Annotated in this window: 15 protein-coding genes; 11 read left to right on the top strand and 4 right to left on the bottom strand. The window is 62.6% G+C overall.

What is annotated here, in order from left to right; genetic code table 11:
- From mmsB to AC1DWF_RS21635, 3 genes are all read left to right on the top strand, one after another.
- Positions 1-1028: multiple monosaccharide ABC transporter permease (gene mmsB, locus AC1DWF_RS21645; RefSeq protein ID WP_476842043.1), on the top strand; the 1028-nt coding region annotated here is incomplete at its 5' end.
- A 147-nt stretch (positions 1029-1175) separates the two neighbouring features.
- The gene (gene araD1, locus AC1DWF_RS21640) at positions 1176-2171 is read left to right on the top strand and encodes an AraD1 family protein (protein ID WP_476784816.1); all 996 of its coding nucleotides are present in this window, start codon (positions 1176-1178) and stop codon (positions 2169-2171) included.
- Between the two features lies 1 nt (position 2172).
- Positions 2173-2940: an SDR family NAD(P)-dependent oxidoreductase gene (locus AC1DWF_RS21635; RefSeq protein ID WP_476784815.1), complete on the top strand. Its 768-nt coding sequence runs from the start codon at positions 2173-2175 to the stop codon at positions 2938-2940.
- On the opposite strand, the gene AC1DWF_RS21630 is transcribed toward AC1DWF_RS21635, so the two are convergent.
- From AC1DWF_RS21630 to AC1DWF_RS21615, 4 genes are all read right to left on the bottom strand, one after another.
- Entirely contained in the window at positions 2941-3960 is a 1020-nt protein-coding gene (locus AC1DWF_RS21630) for an aldose epimerase family protein (RefSeq protein WP_476784814.1), read from the bottom strand.
- 80 nt (positions 3961-4040) lie between these two features.
- Positions 4041-5261 (bottom strand): NAD(P)/FAD-dependent oxidoreductase, encoded by a 1221-nt coding sequence (locus AC1DWF_RS21625; RefSeq protein ID WP_476787904.1) that lies wholly within the window; start codon positions 5259-5261, stop codon positions 4041-4043.
- Between the two features lie 17 nt (positions 5262-5278).
- Entirely contained in the window at positions 5279-5593 is a 315-nt protein-coding gene (locus AC1DWF_RS21620; protein ID WP_476787905.1) for a MocE family 2Fe-2S type ferredoxin, read from the bottom strand.
- Positions 5594-5665: 72 nt separating this feature from the next.
- Positions 5666-6754 carry a fatty acid desaturase family protein gene (locus tag AC1DWF_RS21615; RefSeq protein ID WP_476787144.1) on the bottom strand — a complete coding sequence of 363 codons (1089 nt, stop codon included), beginning with the start codon at positions 6752-6754 and terminating at the stop codon, positions 5666-5668.
- Between the two features lie 175 nt (positions 6755-6929).
- Here AC1DWF_RS21615 and AC1DWF_RS21610 point away from each other — a divergent pair, with 175 nt between their 5' ends.
- From AC1DWF_RS21610 to iolD, 8 genes are all read left to right on the top strand, one after another.
- Positions 6930-7961 carry a LacI family DNA-binding transcriptional regulator gene (locus AC1DWF_RS21610; protein ID WP_476787906.1) on the top strand — a complete coding sequence of 344 codons (1032 nt, stop codon included), beginning with the start codon at positions 6930-6932 and terminating at the stop codon, positions 7959-7961.
- A 125-nt stretch (positions 7962-8086) separates the two neighbouring features.
- Entirely contained in the window at positions 8087-8908 is an 822-nt protein-coding gene (locus AC1DWF_RS21605; RefSeq protein WP_476783146.1) for a TIM barrel protein, read from the top strand.
- Between the two features lie 311 nt (positions 8909-9219).
- Positions 9220-10155, top strand: a complete 936-nt coding sequence (locus AC1DWF_RS21600) for a substrate-binding domain-containing protein (protein ID WP_476783145.1) — start codon at positions 9220-9222, stop codon at positions 10153-10155.
- 89 nt (positions 10156-10244) lie between these two features.
- Entirely contained in the window at positions 10245-11783 is a 1539-nt protein-coding gene (locus tag AC1DWF_RS21595; protein ID WP_476783144.1) for a sugar ABC transporter ATP-binding protein, read from the top strand.
- 31 nt (positions 11784-11814) lie between these two features.
- Positions 11815-12858, top strand: coding sequence for an ABC transporter permease (locus AC1DWF_RS21590; RefSeq protein WP_476783143.1), 1044 nt, complete (start codon positions 11815-11817; stop codon positions 12856-12858).
- A gap of 105 nt (positions 12859-12963) precedes the next feature.
- Positions 12964-13959, top strand: a complete 996-nt coding sequence (gene iolG / locus AC1DWF_RS21585; protein WP_476842042.1) for an inositol 2-dehydrogenase — start codon at positions 12964-12966, stop codon at positions 13957-13959.
- Positions 13960-14126: 167 nt separating this feature from the next.
- On the top strand, positions 14127-16061 hold the full coding sequence (locus AC1DWF_RS21580; protein ID WP_476783141.1) for a bifunctional 5-dehydro-2-deoxygluconokinase/5-dehydro-2-deoxyphosphogluconate aldolase: 1935 nt from the start codon (positions 14127-14129) through the stop codon (positions 16059-16061).
- 20 nt (positions 16062-16081) lie between these two features.
- Entirely contained in the window at positions 16082-17932 is a 1851-nt protein-coding gene (gene iolD, locus AC1DWF_RS21575) for a 3D-(3,5/4)-trihydroxycyclohexane-1,2-dione acylhydrolase (decyclizing) (RefSeq protein ID WP_476783140.1), read from the top strand.
- Positions 17933-17989: the final 57 nt, after the last annotated feature.

The following is a 17989-nucleotide window of genomic DNA, read 5'->3' as shown; positions in this document are numbered from 1 at the left end:
GCTATATCATCATCATGGCGCTTGGCATGCTGCTGGTCATCGTCTCCGGCCACATCGACCTGTCGGTCGGGTCGGTGTCGGGCTTCGTTGGCGCGATCGCGGCGGTGCTGATGGTGCAATACAAGCTCGACCCGATCCTCGCGACGCTGATCTGCCTGGTTGTCGGCGGCTTCATCGGGGCCAGCCAGGGGTACTGGATCGCCTATATGAAGATCCCGTCCTTCATCGTCACCCTCGCCGGCATGCTCGTGTTCAAGGGCCTCGCCTTGTGGCTGCTCGGCGGAAAGTCGGTGGGACCGTTTCCGCCCGAGTTCCAGTTGCTCAGCGCAGGCTTCATCCCCGATGTGATCGGGCCGATGTCGGTTGCCGGGGTGAAGCTGCATTCGACAACGCTGGTGATCGGTCTCGCGATCGTTACGGCCATGCTCTATTTCGCCATCAAGAGCCGGGCCAGCCGCGAGAAACACGGCTACGAGGCCGAGCCTTTCGCGCTGTTCGTCGCCAAGAACGTGGTGATCGCCGGCATCGTCTTGTTCCTCACCTACATGATGGCATCCTACAAGGGCCTGCCCAACGTGCTGATCGTGATGGGCGTGCTGATCGCGCTGTTCGTGTTCGTCACCAAGCGCACGACGCTTGGCCGGCGCATCTACGCCATGGGCGGCAACGAGAAGGCGGCCAAGCTTTCGGGCGTCAAGACCGAGCGGCTGACCTTCACCGTCTTCATCATCATGGGGGTGCTTGCGGCGCTCGCCGGCCTCATCTTCGCCGCACGCCTCAATACCGCGACGCCGAAGGCGGGACTGGGCTTCGAGCTCGACGTCATTGCCGCCGTCTTCATCGGCGGGGCGTCGGCAATGGGTGGCGTCGGCCAGGTGGCGGGGGCGGTCATCGGCGCCTTCATCATGGGCGTGATGAACAACGGCATGTCGATCATGGGCGTCAATATCGACTGGCAGCAGGTGATCAAGGGCCTGGTGCTGCTCGGGGCGGTGGTGTTCGACGTCTACAACAAGAACAAGACTTGAGCCGCAGAGGCGGCTGACGGCGGCGCTGCGAGGCAGGGCCGCAATCATGAGATCGAGGGTTTGAACGCGGGCGGTACGCCGTCTCGCGGAGGCAAGTTTTTCGCCGACCACCGGAGACGGTTGCGGCGAAACGAAAGGAGTGCCGGAATGCTGATGTCCCAGATAATCTCCGCCGACGGCAAGAGCCGGGTGGCGGTACGCGAGGGTGAGACCGCGCGCATGGTCAACGATGCCAAGTCGATCTATGCGCTGGCGCTGGAGGCGGTTCGCGCTGGAACGACGCTCGCCACAGTCGTGGCCGATCGAGGCCTGGGCGACGTCGTCGACCTCGATGCGGCAGCGCGCGCCGGGCAATTGCTCTCGCCGGTCCGGCATCCCGACCCCGCGCATCTGCATCTCACAGGCACAGGGCTTACCCATCTGGGCTCAGCGGCGACGCGCGACAGCATGCACAAGAAGCTGAATGCCGAGGGCGACGAAGCCCTGACCGACTCCATGAAGATGTTTCGCATGGGGCTCGAAGGCGGCAAGCCGGCGCGCGGCCAGGTGGGCGTTCAGCCGGAGTGGTTCTACAAGGGCAATGGCAACATGGTGGTCGACCCCGGCAAGGCGCTGACGTCGCCTTCTTTCGCGCTCGACGCCGGCGAGGAGCCGGAGATCGCCGGCATTTATCTGGTGGGCGACGACGGCACGCCCTATCGCATCGGTTTCGCCCTCGCCAACGAGTTCTCCGACCACGTGACTGAGCGCATCAATTATCTTTACCTCGCTCATTCGAAGCTGAGGAACGCCGCCTTTGGCCCGGAGATTTTGGTGGGCGATCTTCCGGCTGATATCAGGGGCACGTCGCGGATCATCCGTGCGGGCAGGACGATATGGGAAAAGCCGTTCCTGTCGGGCGAGGCCAACATGTCTCACACCATCGCCAATCTTGAGCACCACCATTTCAAGTATGGCGTCTTCCGCCAGCCGGGCGATGTGCATGTGCACATGTTTGGCACGGCAACCCTGTCCTTTGCCGATGGGGTGAAGGCCGAGCCGGGCGATGTGTTCGAGATCGAGGCCAAGGATTTCGGCCTGCCACTGAGAAACCCGCTCAAGCTGGCGCGGGCGACGGCGCCGGTTGCCGTTCGAGCTCTGTGAGATGACGGAGATGATGGGAAACTATCCAAGCCTTGCAGGACGACCGGTGCTGATATCGGGCGGTGCGACCGGCATCGGCGAGGCGTTGGTACGCGGTTTTGCCGGGCAGGGCGCCAGGGTCGGCTTCGTCGATCTGGCCGAGACCGAGGGCAAGGCGCTGGCCGACGAGCTGGTGGCTGCAGGCGGCACGGTGGCTTTCCGGCAGTGCGATGTCACCGACATCGAGGCCTATCGGAACGCAATCGCCGAGATCGAGGCCTTGCATGGGCCAACGCTTGCGATGGTCAACAACGCCGCTAACGACACGCGCCACGACTGGCGCGAGGTGACGCCGGACTATTACGACAGCCGCGTGGCGGTGAATTTGCGGCATGCGTTCTTTGCCATACAGGCGGTTGCGCCCGGCATGATCGTTGCGGGCGGCGGCTCGATCGTCAATTTCGGCTCGATCGGCTGGATGAAGGCGTCGGGTGGCTATCCGATCTATGCGTCGTCCAAGGCGGCTGTGCACGGCATGACGCGCTCCTTTGCCCGCGACCTCGGCAAGCACGGCATCCGGGTGAACACGCTGGTGCCGGGCTGGGTGATGACCAAACGCCAACTCGACCTCTGGGTCGACGACGCGGCGAACGCCGAGATCGACAAGGCCCAATGCCTGGCCGGGCGTGTGATGCCTGACGACATCGCGCGGATGGCGCTGTTTCTCGCCGCCGACGATTCCAAGATGTGCACGGCGCAGAATTTCGTCGTCGACGGCGGCTGGGTGTAGCTACTCCACCATTGAGAACCGATATTCGGTGACCTGCGAATAGATCTCACCCGGCCTCAGCACTGCGCTCGGGAAATGCGGATGATGGATGGCATCTGGAAAACGCTGCGGCTCCAGGCAAAGCCCGCCATGGCGTACCGGCTCGATGCCGCCGCGCAACGGTGGTGCGACGGGCAGGAAAGCCCCATCGTAGAATTGCAGCCCCGGCTCGGTGGTCCAGAGGTCGAGGCGGATACCCGACCGCGCGCCCTCAAGCCGGGCCGCGTGCCATGGTTCGGGTGCTGGCTGCATGGCCAGGACGAAATTGTGATCGTAGGCGGTATGAGCACCGTCCGGCCCGTTTCGGATCGGACGTAGTTCGCGGAAGTCGAAGACGGTTTCGTCAGTCGCCTGCACCTCGCCGGTTGGAATGCTTTGTCCGTCGACCGGCGTGTAGGCCTCGGCGGCGATCTTGAGGCGGTGGTCGAGGATCGAGCCTGAGCCGTCGAGGTTGAAGTAGGCATGCGTCGCGAGATTGACCAAAGTGGGTGCGTCCGCGCGCGCGCCGAGCGCGATGCTCAGGCGGACTGATGTGAGGGAGTAGCGGCAGGTGGCGATGACCTTGCCGGGATAGCCCTGGTCGCCGTCGGGCGAGGTCAAGGCGAGCAGGACGGAACTCTCGCTGGTGTCGACGATGGTCCAGTTGCGGCGGAAGAAGCCGTCACCACCGCCATGCAAATGGGTGCGGCCGGCTTCGTTGAGATCAAGCTGATGTTCCTGTCCATCGAGAGTAAAGCGGCCGCCGGCAATGCGGTTGGCGCAGCGCCCGGCAATGGCGCCGAAATAACCGCCATGGGTGAGGTATCCGTCGAAATCGTCGAAACCCAGGATCACGGAGCGCGGACCGCTCGGCGTCTCAACAATCAGATCGGCAAGTGTTGCGCCGAAGGTGAGGATTTTGGCTTCGATGCCTGGGGCGGCAATGGTGATCGCTTCGACAAGCGATCCATCGTCCATGCGTCCGAATTCCGTGACCGGCATTTTTGACACCTCCGCGAGGCAAGCCACCCCAACGCAGAGTCACGGAAACCCATCCGATTCTCAAGCTGCTTTTACCTAAATCAGGCGGCGAGCAGGCTCTTGAGCTTGGTCGAAGGCGAGGCCAGTGCCGCTGGGTCAGGGTGCGCCGATTTGCCAATCAGCATTTCGGCGAGCCTGATGTCGCGGGCGACCGCATTGCCTGGACCGATGCCGCTGGCAGCGACCAGGCGGCCATCGTTCTTGAGGTGAAACAGGATGAAGGCGCCGTCGTCGAGATCGCGGCGCACCGAAAGCTCGCCCTCGTCGGGCAGGCCGGCGATTTGCAGCGTAAGCCCATACTGATCGGACCAGAACCAGGGCACCGCCCCATGCGCTTCTTCAGCGCCCAGCATGTTGCGCGCGGCGAGTGCGCCGTGCTCCTGGGCGCTGCGCCATGCCTCCAGCCGCACCCGGCGGTCGCCATAGACGGCGAGCGGGAACGAGCAGCAGTCGCCGGCTGCAAAGACGTGCGGGTCGCTGGTGCGTAGCTGGGCATCGACCGCGATGCCGTTGTTGAGGGCCAGGCCGGAAGTTTCGGCAAGCGCGGTGACCGGAATGGCACCGATGCCGATGATGGCGAGGTCAGCCGCAATAGCCGTGCCGCTTGAAAGCGTGATGCGGACGCTGGTGCCGTTGTCTTCGATCGAGGCGATGCCGTCGCCGCAGACAATGTCGACGCCTTCAGCACAGTGGGCCTCGTGGACGACCTGGGCAATCTCCTCGGGAACGCCACGCATGAGGATCCGCGGCTGGGCTTCGATGACGGTGACCAATGCACCCAGCTTGCGCGCCGATGCGGCGAGTTCGAGCCCGATGAAACCGCCGCCGACGATGGCGACATGCGAACCGGTACGCAGATGGGCACGAATGGCGAGCGCGTCGTCGAAAGTGCGGAGATCAACGCAACGTGGCCCGAGGCCGCCCATCGGCAGCTTGCGCGGGATGGAACCCGTTGCAATCAAAAGCTGGTCGTAGTCGAGGTCGGACCCGTTGGTGAGCCGGATCGTGCGGTTCGCCCGGTCGATCGAGGTGACCGAGGTCGAGCCGAGCAAGTCGATGCGATGTTCTGCGAGGCGGGCGGTATCCGCAATGGCTTTGATGGACGGAGCTTCAGGATCGACCATCGCCTCCTTCGACAGTGGCGGGCGCTCGTAGGGCAGATGTGCTTCGGCGCCGACAAGCGTGACCGTGCCGTCATAGCCTGCCTCGCGAAGTGCAAAGGCCGCGCGTGTCCCGCATTCGCCGGCACCGATGATGACCATTCCCGCCGCCATTGGTTTCAACCCAGCTGGACGAAGACCTTGCCGGCGTCGACTTTCACCGGATAGGTCTTGAGGTTGACACAGACGGGCGCGCCACGAGCGGCACCGGTCTTGTAGTTGAAGCGGCCATTGTGCTTGGGGCACTCGATGATGTCGCCCATGACAAGCCCTTGCGACAGATGGATCTGCTCGTGCGTGCACAGGCCGTCGGTGGCGAAGAACTCGTCATCCGGGCTGCGGTAGATGGCAAAGGTGCGTCCGTCATGGTCGAAGCGCATGACGTCTTCCTCGTCGATGTCGTCGGCCGCGCAGGCCTCTACCCAGTCGCTCATCGTCTCTCTCCCTGAGAATTTTTTGGTCGGGGCAACGGCAAAACCGCCGCCCTCACGTTGCATTGGGAAGCATCATTCCGCCGTTACGGCCGTTGCCTGATCGAAGTCGTCGCGATAGGGCCGGGCCGTCGGCGGCAGCTCACGCTTGACGAAATAGTCCTCGTTGCGGAGCTGGCGCAGGAAGGCAGGCACCATTTCGCGGTAGCCGGCCATGATCGACTGACATGGTGCCGGCAGGTCGTGCTTGATCATCTCATGCAGCTTGGGCAGCGCATGGTAGGGCACCATGGGGAACATATGGTGTTCGACGTGATAGTTCATGTTCCAGTAGATGAAGCGGCTGACCGGGTTCATCAGCACTGTGCGGCTGTTGAGCCTGTGGTCGATGACATTGTCGGCGAGGCCGCCATGCTGCAGCAGGCCGGTGAGCAGATGGTGCCAGGCGCCGTACAGACGCGGCAGGCCAATCAGCATCAGCGGCAGCCACGAGCCGGAATAGACCGCCAGAGCGATTGTCGCGACATAGATCGCCACCCAGATGCGGGCGATGCGGATTGCCTTGTGCTGTTCCTGCTCGGGAATGAAAGTCTTTTCAGCAGGGCTCAGCACGCCCGCCGCGTTGCGGATCATGTCGACCAGCGCGTGCCAGACGTCGATGATGCCGAAGAAGTTGAGCACGACGCGCAAAAGGTCCGGCGGGCGCATCACGGCGATCTCGGGATCGCGGCCGACGATGACAGTGTCGGTGTGATGACGGGTGTGACTCCAGCGCCAGGTCACCGGATTGCGCATGATCATGAAGCAGGCGATCTGATAGACCACGTCGTTCATCCACTGCGTCTTGAAGGCGGTGCCGTGGCCGCATTCATGCCAGCGCGAGTCGGTGGCCGAGCCGTAGAGCACGCCGTAGCAAAGGAAGAAGGGAACGCACCACCAGCTGCCCCAAAGGGCGGCCCCGGCAGCGCCGAAGGCAATGAGCAGGCCGAGCCACATCGCCGTGTCGCGGATGGCCGGTCCGTCGGAGCGCTGCATCAGCTCCTTCATTTGCTTGCGGGGAATGTCGGTGTGGTACCACTCGGCGGCGGCGAGGCCGCTTTCCACGGCACGCCTGGAGTCCTGGCCGACGAGGCTGTAGTCGCGCGCCGAAGGCGTCACGGTCATGGCTCTCTCCCTGAAACTCGGAAACGGCTCGGCGATGTCAGCCGGAGGTCGTTTACGGGGAGAAACATAATCCACTCATGCAATTCTCTCAATCGGAGGATGATAGTTTCTATCATTTTCTATCAGAATGGGTTATGGTTGCCTGACAAGCGCGTCTACGAGCGGGAAAGCACCCATGAGCAAGCGGCCCACCATTTCTGATCTCGCCCGGGTTTCGGGTGTCAGCGTCGCGACGGTCGACCGTGTGCTCAACGGCCGCCTGCCCGTGCGCGAGGAAACGGCGCGGCGCGTCTATGAGGCGGCGACCGGCATCGGCTATCACGCCGCCGGGCTGATCGCGCAGCGCATGCGCAAGGAGCTGCCGGAGTATCGGCTCGGCTTCCTGTTGTTGCGCCCCAGGGATGTGTTCTACCGCAGCTTCGCAAGCGAGCTGGAAAAGGCGATCGCGCAGGCCGAGCGCTTTCGAGGGGGGGCCGCCATCGATTTCGCGCAGTCGCTGGCACCTGAAGAAATCGTCGAACGGTTGCACCGGCTGGCGGCCAATTGCGACGCCGTCGCATTGGTCAGTCCGGATCATCCGACGGTGACCGCTGCCGTCGCCGAGATGAAAACGCGCGGTATCCCGGTCTTTTCTTTGCTTTCGGACTTCGCCACCGGCGTGCGCGAGGGTTATGTGGGCATCGACAATCTCAAGGTCGGCCGAACCGCCGCCTGGATGATCGCCAAATGCGCTGGAAAACCGGGGAAGGTGGCACTGTTCGTTGGCAGCCATCGGTTCCATGGTCACGAATTGCGCGAAATAGGCTTTCGCGCGTTCTTCCGCGAGCACGCACCTGAATTCACCGTGCTGGAAACCATCGTCAATCATGAATCCCATGAGATGACGCATGAGGCGGTTGCCGGCCTCCTTGGGCGGCATCCCGATCTCGTCGGCTGCTATGTCGCTGGTGGCGGCACCGAAGGCTCGATTTCAGCGCTGCGGCAGGTCCGGCCCAATCCTCTGCCGGTGTTGATCTGCAACGAGATCACCACGGAGACGCGCGCGGCGCTTGCCGAGGAGTTGGCCGTGATGGTGATCGCCACGCCTCTCCAGGCGCTGTGTCGCGAGCTTGTCGGACTGATGGCGCATTCCATCGAGGAGGGAGCGGCCAACGCGCCGGGACAGACTTTCCTGCCGTTCGATATCTATCTGCCGGAAAACATCTGATCCATGAATCTATCAGCAATGATGGTTTCTTCTCATTTTCCAGATTGACTATTCCGGAGACTGAGCGGAATGGAATGGAAATGCCGCCGGTATGTTGCGGCGCCTTTGCCCGGGAGGATGTCGGCATGGCCACGACCAGCAATCTCAAATTCGCACTGAACCATATGGTGGCGCCGAATCTCAAGCCGGCGGACTTCTTCGCGCTGTGCCGTCAGCTGGGCGTAAATGACGTCGAAATCCGCAACGACCTCGCCGACAACGCCATCATCGATGGCGCGCCAGCCAAGGCGATCCGCGAGCTGGCGGCTGAAAATGGAATATCCATAACAAGCATCAACGCGCTGCAGCGTTTCAACGAATGGAATGCGGCGCGTGAGGCCGAGGCCATCGAACTCGCCGATTATGCCCGCGACGTCGGCGCCGAAGCGCTCGTTCTGGTGCCGGTCAATGACGGTTCGGGGCAGGCCGACGGCGAGCGGCAACGCAATGTGCGGACGGCCCTTGGCGCGTTGAAATCCATCCTGGGCGACAGGGGTATTCGCGGCCTGGTCGAGCCGCTAGGCTTCGAGATCTGCTCTCTGCGCTCCAAGCGCGAAGCGGCCGAAGCCATCGCTGATGTCGATGGCATCGCAGCGTTCCGCATGGTCCATGACACGTTCCACCATCATCTCGCCGGCGAACCCGACATTTTCCCCGGAATGACCGGCCTCGTGCATATCTCCGGCGTCGATGATCCCGCCGTGCGTGTCGCCGACATGCGCGACCCGCACCGCATCCTGGTCGATGCCGGCGACAGGCTCGACAATGTCGGCCAGATCCGCGCGCTGATGGCAGGCGGCTATGCCGGGTTGCTGTCGTTCGAGCCATTCTCGCCCGCCGTCCACGGTCTTGCCGATCCTCGCTCGCAACTCGCTCAGAGCATGGAATACATCCGTTCGCGGGCCTGATTTCATATCCAGAATTGCCCTTCAATTGATCCGCGCCAAGGTGGCGCGGGTTCGTCTTCGGCTGCGCCCCAGATTGATGCGCGCACGATGGAATATCACTTGACGTTCGCCTGGAATATGGAATAAATATTTCATATAGAAAAAACACGGCCCGAACATTCTGAATTCGGGCCGGCACCATCGGGAGGCGGGCGGCATGCTTACATCGCGGAGGAGCGATGGTGGCGCCCGTGGATATGGGTCTTCGGCCGAGCCGCGGACTTCCGGCACTATGGGGTGCGGCCGGGCACCATTCTTGGAGGAGARTGATCATGAAGAAATATTTGCTCGGCGGAGCCATGTGCGCGCTGATGACGGGCTCCGCGTTTGCTGCCGACATTGGCGTCAGCATGGCCAATTCCGATACGTTCCTGACGGTTCTGCGCAAGGGTATCGAAAAGGCCGCGGCGGATGCGAGCCAGCCAGTCGTGATCGAAATTGCCGATGACGACGTCAACAAGCAGCTTTCGCAGGTTCAGAACTTCATCGCCGCCAAGGTCGATGCCATCATCGTCAACGCCGTCGACACCTCGGCGACCGGACCGATGACCAAGCTGGCCAACGACGCCGGCATTCCGATCGTCTATGTCAACCGCCAGCCGATCGACGTCGATGCGCTTGGTGAAAAGGGCGCCTTCGTGGCTTCGAACGAGGCCGATTCCGGCACGCTCGAGACCAAGGAAGTGTGCCGCATCCTCAAGGCAGCCGGGAAGACCGAGGCTGGCATCCTGGTCATGCAGGGTGATCTTGCCAACCAGGCCGCGCAGATGCGCACCAAGGACGTTCACGACGTGATCGCGACGCCCGATTGCTCGTTCATCAAGATCATCGACGAACAGACCGCTGGCTGGGATCCGGTCAAGGCGCAGGACCTGATGACCAACTGGATCGCTGCCGGGCACAAGCCTGATGCCGTGATTTCCAACAACGACAACATGGCGATCGGTGCGATCAATGCCATGAAGGCCGCAGGTTGGGACATGAAGGACGTCGTCGTCGGCGGCGTCGACGCCACGCAGGAAGCGCTTGCCTATATGAAGGCCGGCGATCTCGACGTGACCGTGTTCCAGGATGCGGCCGGCCAGGGTGGCGGTGCGGTCAAGGCGGCGATGGCGCTTGCCAAGGGCGAGAAGGTCGAGCCCAAGGTGTGGATCCCCTTCCAGCTGGTGACGCCTGAAAACATGGAACAGTTCACCTCCAAGAACTGATATTATCCATGAAATGCGTCGCCGCATGGCGGCGGCGCATTTTCCTCCGTGCCTCAAGCCGTGCTTGAGCCGGGTCTGGGAGAACAGATATGCAGAGCCCTGGCATGACCGAGGCGGCACGCGAAAGCGGCGCTGTGCCTGCACCTGACTATCTTCTCGAAGTGGCCGACGTGCGCAAGGAATTCCCAGGCGTGCTTGCCCTCGACAATGTCCAGCTTCGCCTCAAGCGCGGCAGCGTGCATGCGCTGATGGGCGAAAACGGCGCGGGCAAGTCGACGCTGATGAAGATCGTTGCTGGCATCTACACGCCCGACTCCGGCAGCTTCAAGCTGCGTGGCAAGGACATCAAGCTCAACGGCCCGCTCGATGCGCTCGAAAACGGCATCGCCATGATCCATCAGGAACTGAACCTGATGGGGCCGATGACGGTGGCCGAAAACATCTGGATCCGCCGCGAGCCGACAAGCCGCTTCGGCTTCGTCGATCACGGCGAGATGCACCGCAAGACGGCGGCGTTGTTCAAGCGCCTCAACATCGACCTCGACCCCGATGTGCAGGTCGGCACGCTGAGTGTCGCCAACCGCCAGATGGTCGAGATCGCCAAGGCGGTGTCTTACGAATCCGACGTGCTGATCATGGACGAGCCGACATCGGCGCTCACCGAGCGCGAGGTCGATCACCTGTTCACGATCATCCGCACCCTACGGGAGCAGGGCAAAGGCATCATCTACATCACCCACAAGATGAATGAGCTGTTCGAGATCGCCGACGAGGTGTCGGTGTTCCGCGACGGCAAGTACATCGCCACCAAATCCTCGCATGAGGTCAAGCGCGACGACATCATCCGCATGATGGTGGGGCGCGAAATCACCCAGATGTTCCCCAAGGAGGAAGTGCCGATCGGCGAGGTGGTGCTGTCCGCCAAGGGGCTCACGCTCAAGGGGGTGTTCAGCGACGTGTCGTTTGATCTGCGTTCGGGCGAAATTCTCGGCATTGCCGGACTGGTCGGTTCAGGCCGCTCGAACATCGCCGAAACGCTTTTTGGTGTCACGCCCGCTGACGATGGCACGATCGAACTGTTCGGCAAGAGCGTGCGCATCAATAGCCCGGCTGTGGCGATGGGGCACGGCATGGCCTTCCTGACCGAGGACCGCAAAGAGACCGGCTGCTTCCTTTTGCTCGACATCCAGGAAAACACCCAGATGGCGGTGCTGCAGTCGGGTTACGTCAAGAATGGCTTCGTCAAGCAGAAGCAGCTGACCAAGGATTCGATGGAGATCAGCCAGGCGCTCAGGGTCAAGACCCCTAACATGGCCGAGCCGATCATCAACCTGTCGGGCGGTAACCAGCAAAAAGTGCTGATCGCTCGCTGGCTTTTGACCAAGCCGAAGATCCTGATTCTCGATGAGCCGACCCGCGGCATAGATGTCGGCGCCAAGGCGGAGATTCACAGGCTGATATCCAAGCTCGCCGGGCAGGGTGTGGGTGTGATCATGATCTCGTCGGAGATGCCCGAGGTGCTGGGCATGAGCGACCGCATCATGGTGGTGCACGAGGGCAGGGTGACCGGCTTCCTCGACCGCGCCGAGGCCAGCCAGGTGAAGATCATGGAACTCGCGTCGAACTGACGGCGCCAATAAGCTCAAGGGTGGAAGAACCATGTCGACGAATGAGATTGCGGGTTCCGCAAACGCTATCGGAAGCAAGAAGCGCCTGCCGCCGGAAGTGTCGATCCTGGGTGTGCTGATCGGCATTGCCATTGTCTTCGAGATCCTCGGCTGGATCATCGTCGGCGACAGCTTCCTCGCCAACAAGCAGCGCCTGTCGATCATCATCCTGCAGGTGTCGGTGATCGGCATCATCGCGGTCGGAGTGACACAGGTCATCATCACCGCTGGTGTCGACCTGTCTTCGGGCTCGGTCGTTGGCCTCGCCGCCATGGTGGCGGCAAGCTTGGCGCAGACGTCGCTTAACCCGAGGGCGGTCTACCCTTCGCTCACCGACATTTCGCCGATCTGGGCGATCCTCGCCGGCCTTGGCGTCGGCCTGCTTGCCGGCTCAGTCAACGGATTTCTGATCGCCAGAACCAAGATACCGCCTTTCATAGCGACGCTGGGCATGATGGTGTCGGCACGCGGCCTTGCCAAATGGTACACGCTCGGCCAACCGGTGGCGCTGCTCGACGACAGCTTCACCTGGCTCGGCAAGAGCTTCAACATCATGGGCTTCCCGCTGCCGCTGCCGGTCATCATCTTCCTGCTCGTCGCGATTATCTTCCACATCGCTCTGGGCTACACCCGCTACGGCAAGTTCACCTATGCCATCGGTGCCAATCCGCAAGCCGCTCGCGTGTCCGGCATCAATATCGGCGGCCACCTGATCAAGGTCTATGCCATTGCCGGCCTGCTCTCAGGCCTGGCGGGCGTGGTGACGGCGGCGCGTGCCGCCTCCGGCCAGCCGGGCATGGGCGTGGCCTACGAACTCGACGCGATCGCGGCGGCGGTCATCGGCGGCACCTCGCTGTCGGGCGGTGTCGGCCGGATCACCGGAACGGTCATCGGCACGATCATCCTCGGCGTCATGACCTCGGGCTTCACCTTCCTCAAGGTCGGCGCCTATTATCAGGAGATCGTCAAGGGCATCATCATCGTGGCGGCCGTGATCATCGACCAGCATCGCCAGAACAAGCGTAAGAAGGCTTGAATTCAGAATCCGGACCGCCCGGCACCCCGTCAGCGGGCGGTCCGCCACTCCTCCGAGATCAAAGTTGCAGGCCCGGACGGCGCGGGCCAAGGAAATGAGGTTGTCATGACAGTTCGGTTTGGTGTCCTGGGCGCAGGCCGCATCGGCAAGGTTCACGCGAAGGCTCTGGCTTCCAATGCTTCGGCGAAACTCGTTGCGGTGGCGGACGCCTTCGAAAAAGCGGCGAACGATCTGGCCGAGGCCTATGGCTGCGAGGTCCGTTCCATCGACCAGATCGAAAAGGCGTCTGATATCGACGCGGTGGTAATCTGCACGCCGACCGATACGCATGCCGACCTGATCGAGCGCTTCGTGCTCGCCGGCAAGGCGGTGTTCTGCGAAAAGCCGATCGACCTCGATGCCGCGCGCGTCGAAAAGTGCCTCGCCGTGGTCGACAAGGCCGGCGGCACGCTGATGGTCGGCTTCAACCGCCGCTTCGATCCGCATTTCGCCGCCGTGCGCAAGGCGATCGACGACGGCGCCATCGGCAAGGTCGAGCAGGTGGTGATCACGTCCCGCGATCCTGGCCCACCGCCGGCTGAGTACATCACGCGTTCGGGCGGCATCTTTCGCGACATGACCATCCACGATTTCGACATGGCGCGCTTCCTGCTAGGCGCCGAGCCGGTGGCGGTGACTGCCACGGCTTCGGTGCTGGTCGACAAGAAGATCGGCGAACTTGGCGATTTCGACAGTGTCAGCGTCATCTTACAGACAGCGACTGGCCAGCAATGCGTCATCACCAATTCGCGCYGCGCCACCTATGGCTACGACCAGCGCATCGAGGTGCATGGTTCGGACGGCATGGTGGCTGCAGAAAACCAGCGTGCCGTCTCGATCGAGGTCGCCAATGGCAAGGGCTATACGCGCCCGCCGCTGCACGACTTCTTCATGACACGCTACACCGAGGCCTATGCGGCCGAGATAGCCGCCTTCATTGCTTCGGTGACCAAGGGCGCCAAGGTTTCGCCGAGTGGCCGTGACGGGCTGATCGCGTTGCAACTCGCGGACGCGGCGCTGAAGTCGGTCAAGGAAGGCAAGACGGTTCGCCTGAAGGGCTGATCGCTGCGGCAACCACCACCCCTGGCTAATGGCGGGGGTGGTGAAGCACAATCTGGCGAAGGAATGAACATTCCGATTGACTGATTTGTGGAATTCAAATTTCATCGTTTGGCCTGTTGCAAATCGCGCAAGGCAGGCCGGCGCGGCGGAGCGACCGGGAGGAACACATGGCCGATCCCAACACCCAGCCTACACTGCTGCTCGACGTCATCACCATCGGCCGCGCCTCGGTCGATCTTTATGGCCAGCAGACCGGCTCGCGGCTGGAGGATGTCGCGTCCTTCGCCAAGTCGGTGGGCGGCTGCCCGGCCAATATCGCCATCGGCACGGCAAGGCTCGGACTGCGTTCGGCGCTGCTGACGCGCGTCGGCGACGAGCATATGGGCCGCTACATCCGCGAGCAGATGCTGCGCGAAGGCGTGTCCGACAAAGGGCTGGTGACCGACAAGGAACGGCTGACCGCACTGGTGCTTTTGTCGGTCGAAAATGACAAGACATTCCCGCTGATCTTCTACCGCGAGAATTGCGCCGACATGGCGCTAAACGAAGACGATATCGATCCGGATTTCATCCGCTCGGCGCGGGCCATCGTCGTTACCGGAACGCATTTTTCGCGCCCCTCCACGGATGCCGCGCAACGCAAGGCGATGCGGCTGATCAAGGAGGCCGGCGGCAAGGTCGTGTTCGACATCGATTACCGTCCGAACCTCTGGGGCCTTGCCGGTCATGCGGCCGGCGAGAGCCGCTACATTGCGTCCGACAAAGTGTCGAACCATATCAAGGGCGTCCTGGCCGATTGCGACCTGATCGTTGGCACCGAAGAAGAGGTGATGATCGCGTCTGGTGAAAGTGAGTTGCTCGAGGCGCTCAAGACCATCCGCGCGCTGTCATCGGCAACCATCGTGCTCAAGCGCGGACCGATGGGCTGCATCGTCTATGACGGGCCGATATCAGACGATCTCGAAGCCGGCATCATCGGCAAGGGATTTCCGATCGAGGTCTACAACGTGCTGGGCGCGGGCGATGCCTTCATGTCAGGCTTCCTGCGTGGCTGGCTCGGCGGCGAAAGCCTGGCGACCTCGGCGACCTGGGCCAATGCCTGCGGCGCCTTTGCCGTGTCGCGATTGCTCTGTTCGCCGGAAATCCCGACGTTCGAGGAACTGCAGTTCTTCCTCAAGAACGGCAGCACGCAGCGCGCGCTGCGCAAGGACGAAGCGATCAACCACGTCCACTGGGCAACGACACGACGCCACGATATTCCTTCGATGATGGCGCTGGCCTGCGATCACCGGATCCAGCTCGAAGACATCGCTGCCCGCGTGGGTGCCGATCCCGCGCGCATCCGCGACTTCAAGGTGCTGGCAGTGAAGGCTGCGGCCAAGGTGGCTGGCGGCCGCGATGGCTACGGCATGCTGATCGACGAGAAGTTCGGCCGTGAGGCGATGTTCGAATTCGCCCGCCATCCCTTTGGCTGGATGGGCCGGCCGGTGGAACTGCCGGGTTCGCGGCCGTTGCGCTTCGAATTCTCGCAAGACATCGGCTCGCAACTTGTCGAATGGCCACTCGATCACACCATCAAGTGCCTGTGCTTCTACCATCCTGACGATCCGGCCGAACTCAAGGGCGAGCAGCAGGAGAAGCTGCGCACGCTGTTCGAGGCCGCACGGAAAGTTGGCAGGGAACTTTTGATCGAGATCATCGCCGGCAAGCATGGTGCGCTCGACGAAGACACAATTCCGCGCGCGCTTGAGGAGCTCTACTCGCTTGGCATCAAGCCAGACTGGTGGAAGCTCGAGCCGCAGGCTTCGGCCGGTGCATGGAGTAAGATCGAAGCGGTGATCACCAAGAACGATCCCTATTGCAGGGGCGTGGTGCTGCTCGGACTGGAAGCGCCGCTTGCCGATCTGGAGGTCGCATTTGCAGCGACAGCCGATGCGCCGGTGGTCAAGGGGTTTGCTGTCGGCCGCAGCATCTTTGCCCATGCGGCGGAGCAATGGCTGGGCGGCAAGATGACGGACCAGGCGGCTATCGACGACATGGCGCAGCGCTTCGAGCAGCTGACCAAGGCGTGGCTTGCGGCGCGCGGCCGCCGGGCGGCATAAGGAAGGCGGAGGAATTTATCATGACCAAGACCATTCGCCTGACCATGGCGCAGGCGCTGACGCGGTATCTCACGCGGCAGATGACCGTCATTGACGGCAAGAAGCTGCCCTTGTTCGGCGGCGTCTGGGCGATCTTCGGCCACGGCAATGTCGCGGGCATCGGCGAAGCGCTGTATCAGGTCCGCGACGAGCTGCCGACCTTCCGCGCCCACAATGAGCAGGCGATGGCGCATGCGGCGATTGCTTACGCAAAGACAAATTTCCGCCAGCGCATGATGGCGGCGACCAGCTCCATCGGGCCGGGTGCAGTCAACATGGTGACTGCGGCAGCACTCGCCCATGTCAACCGGTTGCCGGTGCTGCTCTTGCCTGGCGATGTCTTCGCCAACCGCGTGCCCGATCCTGTGCTGCAGCAGGTCGAGGATTTCGGCGACGGTACGGTATCAGTCAATGACTGCTTCCGCCCGGTGTCGCGCTATTTCGACCGCATCACTAGGCCCGAACAGATCATTGCGGCGATGGCGCGCGCGATGCAGGTTCTGACCGACCCGGCCGAATGCGGGCCGGTGACGCTGTCGCTGTGCCAGGACGTGCAGGCCGAGGCCTATGACTATCCCGAGAGCTTCTTTGCCGAGAAGCTGTGGACACAGCGCCGTTCGCGGCCCGATCGCGACGAGCTTGCCAAAGCCGCAGAAGTGCTGAAGGCAGCGAAGAAGCCGCTGATCGTCGCCGGAGGCGGCGTGCTTTACTCCGGTGCTTCGGAAGAACTTGCCCGCTTTGTTGAAGCGACCGGGATTCCGATCTGCGAGACGCAAGGCGGAAAGTCGGCGCTGACTGACGCGCATGCACTCAACATGGCTGCTGTCGGCGTCACCGGCACTGCCGCCGCCAACCGGCTCGCCGAAGAGGCGGATGTGGTGCTGGCCGTCGGCACGCGGTTGCAGGATTTCACCACCGGCTCGTGGTCGCTGTTCAAGAGCACTGGGAAGACCATCATCGGCCTCAACGTCCAGCTGTTCGATGCGGCCAAGCATCGCGCATTGCCGCTGGTCGCCGACGCGCGCGAAGGGCTCGTCGAGCTGTCAGCTGCCGTGAAGGGCTACAAAGCGCCAAGCGCTTGGACCGACAATGCCAAGGCTGGCAAGGCGGAATGGCGCAAGGCGGCGGCCAAGGTGACGGCTGCGACCAATGCCGCGCTGCCTTCGGACGCGCAGGTGATCGGTGCCGTGCAGCGCACGCTTGGCAGCGAAGTCATCGTACTTCACGCGGCGGGCGGTTTGCCCGGTGAGATGCACAAGCTATGGCAAGCTGGCAGCCCCGGTTCCTATCACTCGGAATACGGCTTCTCCTGCATGGGCTATGAGATCGCTGGCGGGCTGGGCGCCAAGATGGCGCGGCCTGACAGGGAGGTCGTCATCATGATCGGCGACGGCTCCTATCTGATGTTGAATTCCGAGATCGCGACATCTGTCATGCTCGGGTTGAAGCTGACGATCGTTCTGCTAGACAACCGCGGCTATGGCTGTATCAACCGGCTGCAGATGGCGACCGGCGGCGCTAACTTCAACAATCTGCTGCGTGACAGCCGCCATGAGGTGCTGCCCGAAATCGACTTCGTAGCCCATGCCAAAAGCCTCGGCGCAAATGCCGAAAAGGCATCGTCCATCGCCGATATGGAAGCCGCACTCGACCGCGCCCGAAAGAGCGACAGGACGACCGTGGTGCTGATCGATACGGATCCGTTGATTTCGACAGGGGAAGGTGGCCACTGGTGGGACGTCGCGGTGCCTGAGGTGAGTTCGCGCGCCGAAGTGAACGCTGCCCGCAAAGGCTATGAGGACAAGCTGAAGCTGCAGCGCGTGGGAGATTGATGTCCTGCAGCCGGGATTTGTGATGCTGGCGCTGCCCCTCACTGTCCTGCCGGACAT

The sequence above is a fragment of the Aminobacter sp. P4_D5 genome, from assembly GCF_056401815.1.
This window is presented reverse-complemented; position numbering and strand designations above follow the sequence as displayed.

Bases quoted from the DNA above. Each gene is read 5' to 3' on its own strand.
- araD1 (WP_476784816.1), top strand. From the start codon at position 1,176: ATGCTGATGTCCCAGATAATCTCCGCCGACGGCAAGAGCCGGGTGGCG.
- AC1DWF_RS21635 (WP_476784815.1), top strand. From the start codon at position 2,173: ATGACGGAGATGATGGGAAACTATCCAAGCCTTGCAGGACGACCGGTG.
- AC1DWF_RS21630 (WP_476784814.1), bottom strand. From the start codon at position 3,960: ATGCCGGTCACGGAATTCGGACGCATGGACGATGGATCGCTTGTCGAA.
- AC1DWF_RS21625 (WP_476787904.1), bottom strand. From the start codon at position 5,261: ATGGTCATCATCGGTGCCGGCGAATGCGGGACACGCGCGGCCTTTGCA.
- AC1DWF_RS21620 (WP_476787905.1), bottom strand. From the start codon at position 5,593: ATGAGCGACTGGGTAGAGGCCTGCGCGGCCGACGACATCGACGAGGAA.
- AC1DWF_RS21615 (WP_476787144.1), bottom strand. From the start codon at position 6,754: ATGACCGTGACGCCTTCGGCGCGCGACTACAGCCTCGTCGGCCAGGAC.
- AC1DWF_RS21610 (WP_476787906.1), top strand. From the start codon at position 6,930: ATGAGCAAGCGGCCCACCATTTCTGATCTCGCCCGGGTTTCGGGTGTC.
- AC1DWF_RS21605 (WP_476783146.1), top strand. From the start codon at position 8,087: ATGGCCACGACCAGCAATCTCAAATTCGCACTGAACCATATGGTGGCG.
- AC1DWF_RS21600 (WP_476783145.1), top strand. From the start codon at position 9,220: ATGAAGAAATATTTGCTCGGCGGAGCCATGTGCGCGCTGATGACGGGC.
- AC1DWF_RS21595 (WP_476783144.1), top strand. From the start codon at position 10,245: ATGCAGAGCCCTGGCATGACCGAGGCGGCACGCGAAAGCGGCGCTGTG.
- AC1DWF_RS21590 (WP_476783143.1), top strand. From the start codon at position 11,815: ATGTCGACGAATGAGATTGCGGGTTCCGCAAACGCTATCGGAAGCAAG.
- AC1DWF_RS21580 (WP_476783141.1), top strand. From the start codon at position 14,127: ATGGCCGATCCCAACACCCAGCCTACACTGCTGCTCGACGTCATCACC.
- iolD (WP_476783140.1), top strand. From the start codon at position 16,082: ATGACCAAGACCATTCGCCTGACCATGGCGCAGGCGCTGACGCGGTAT.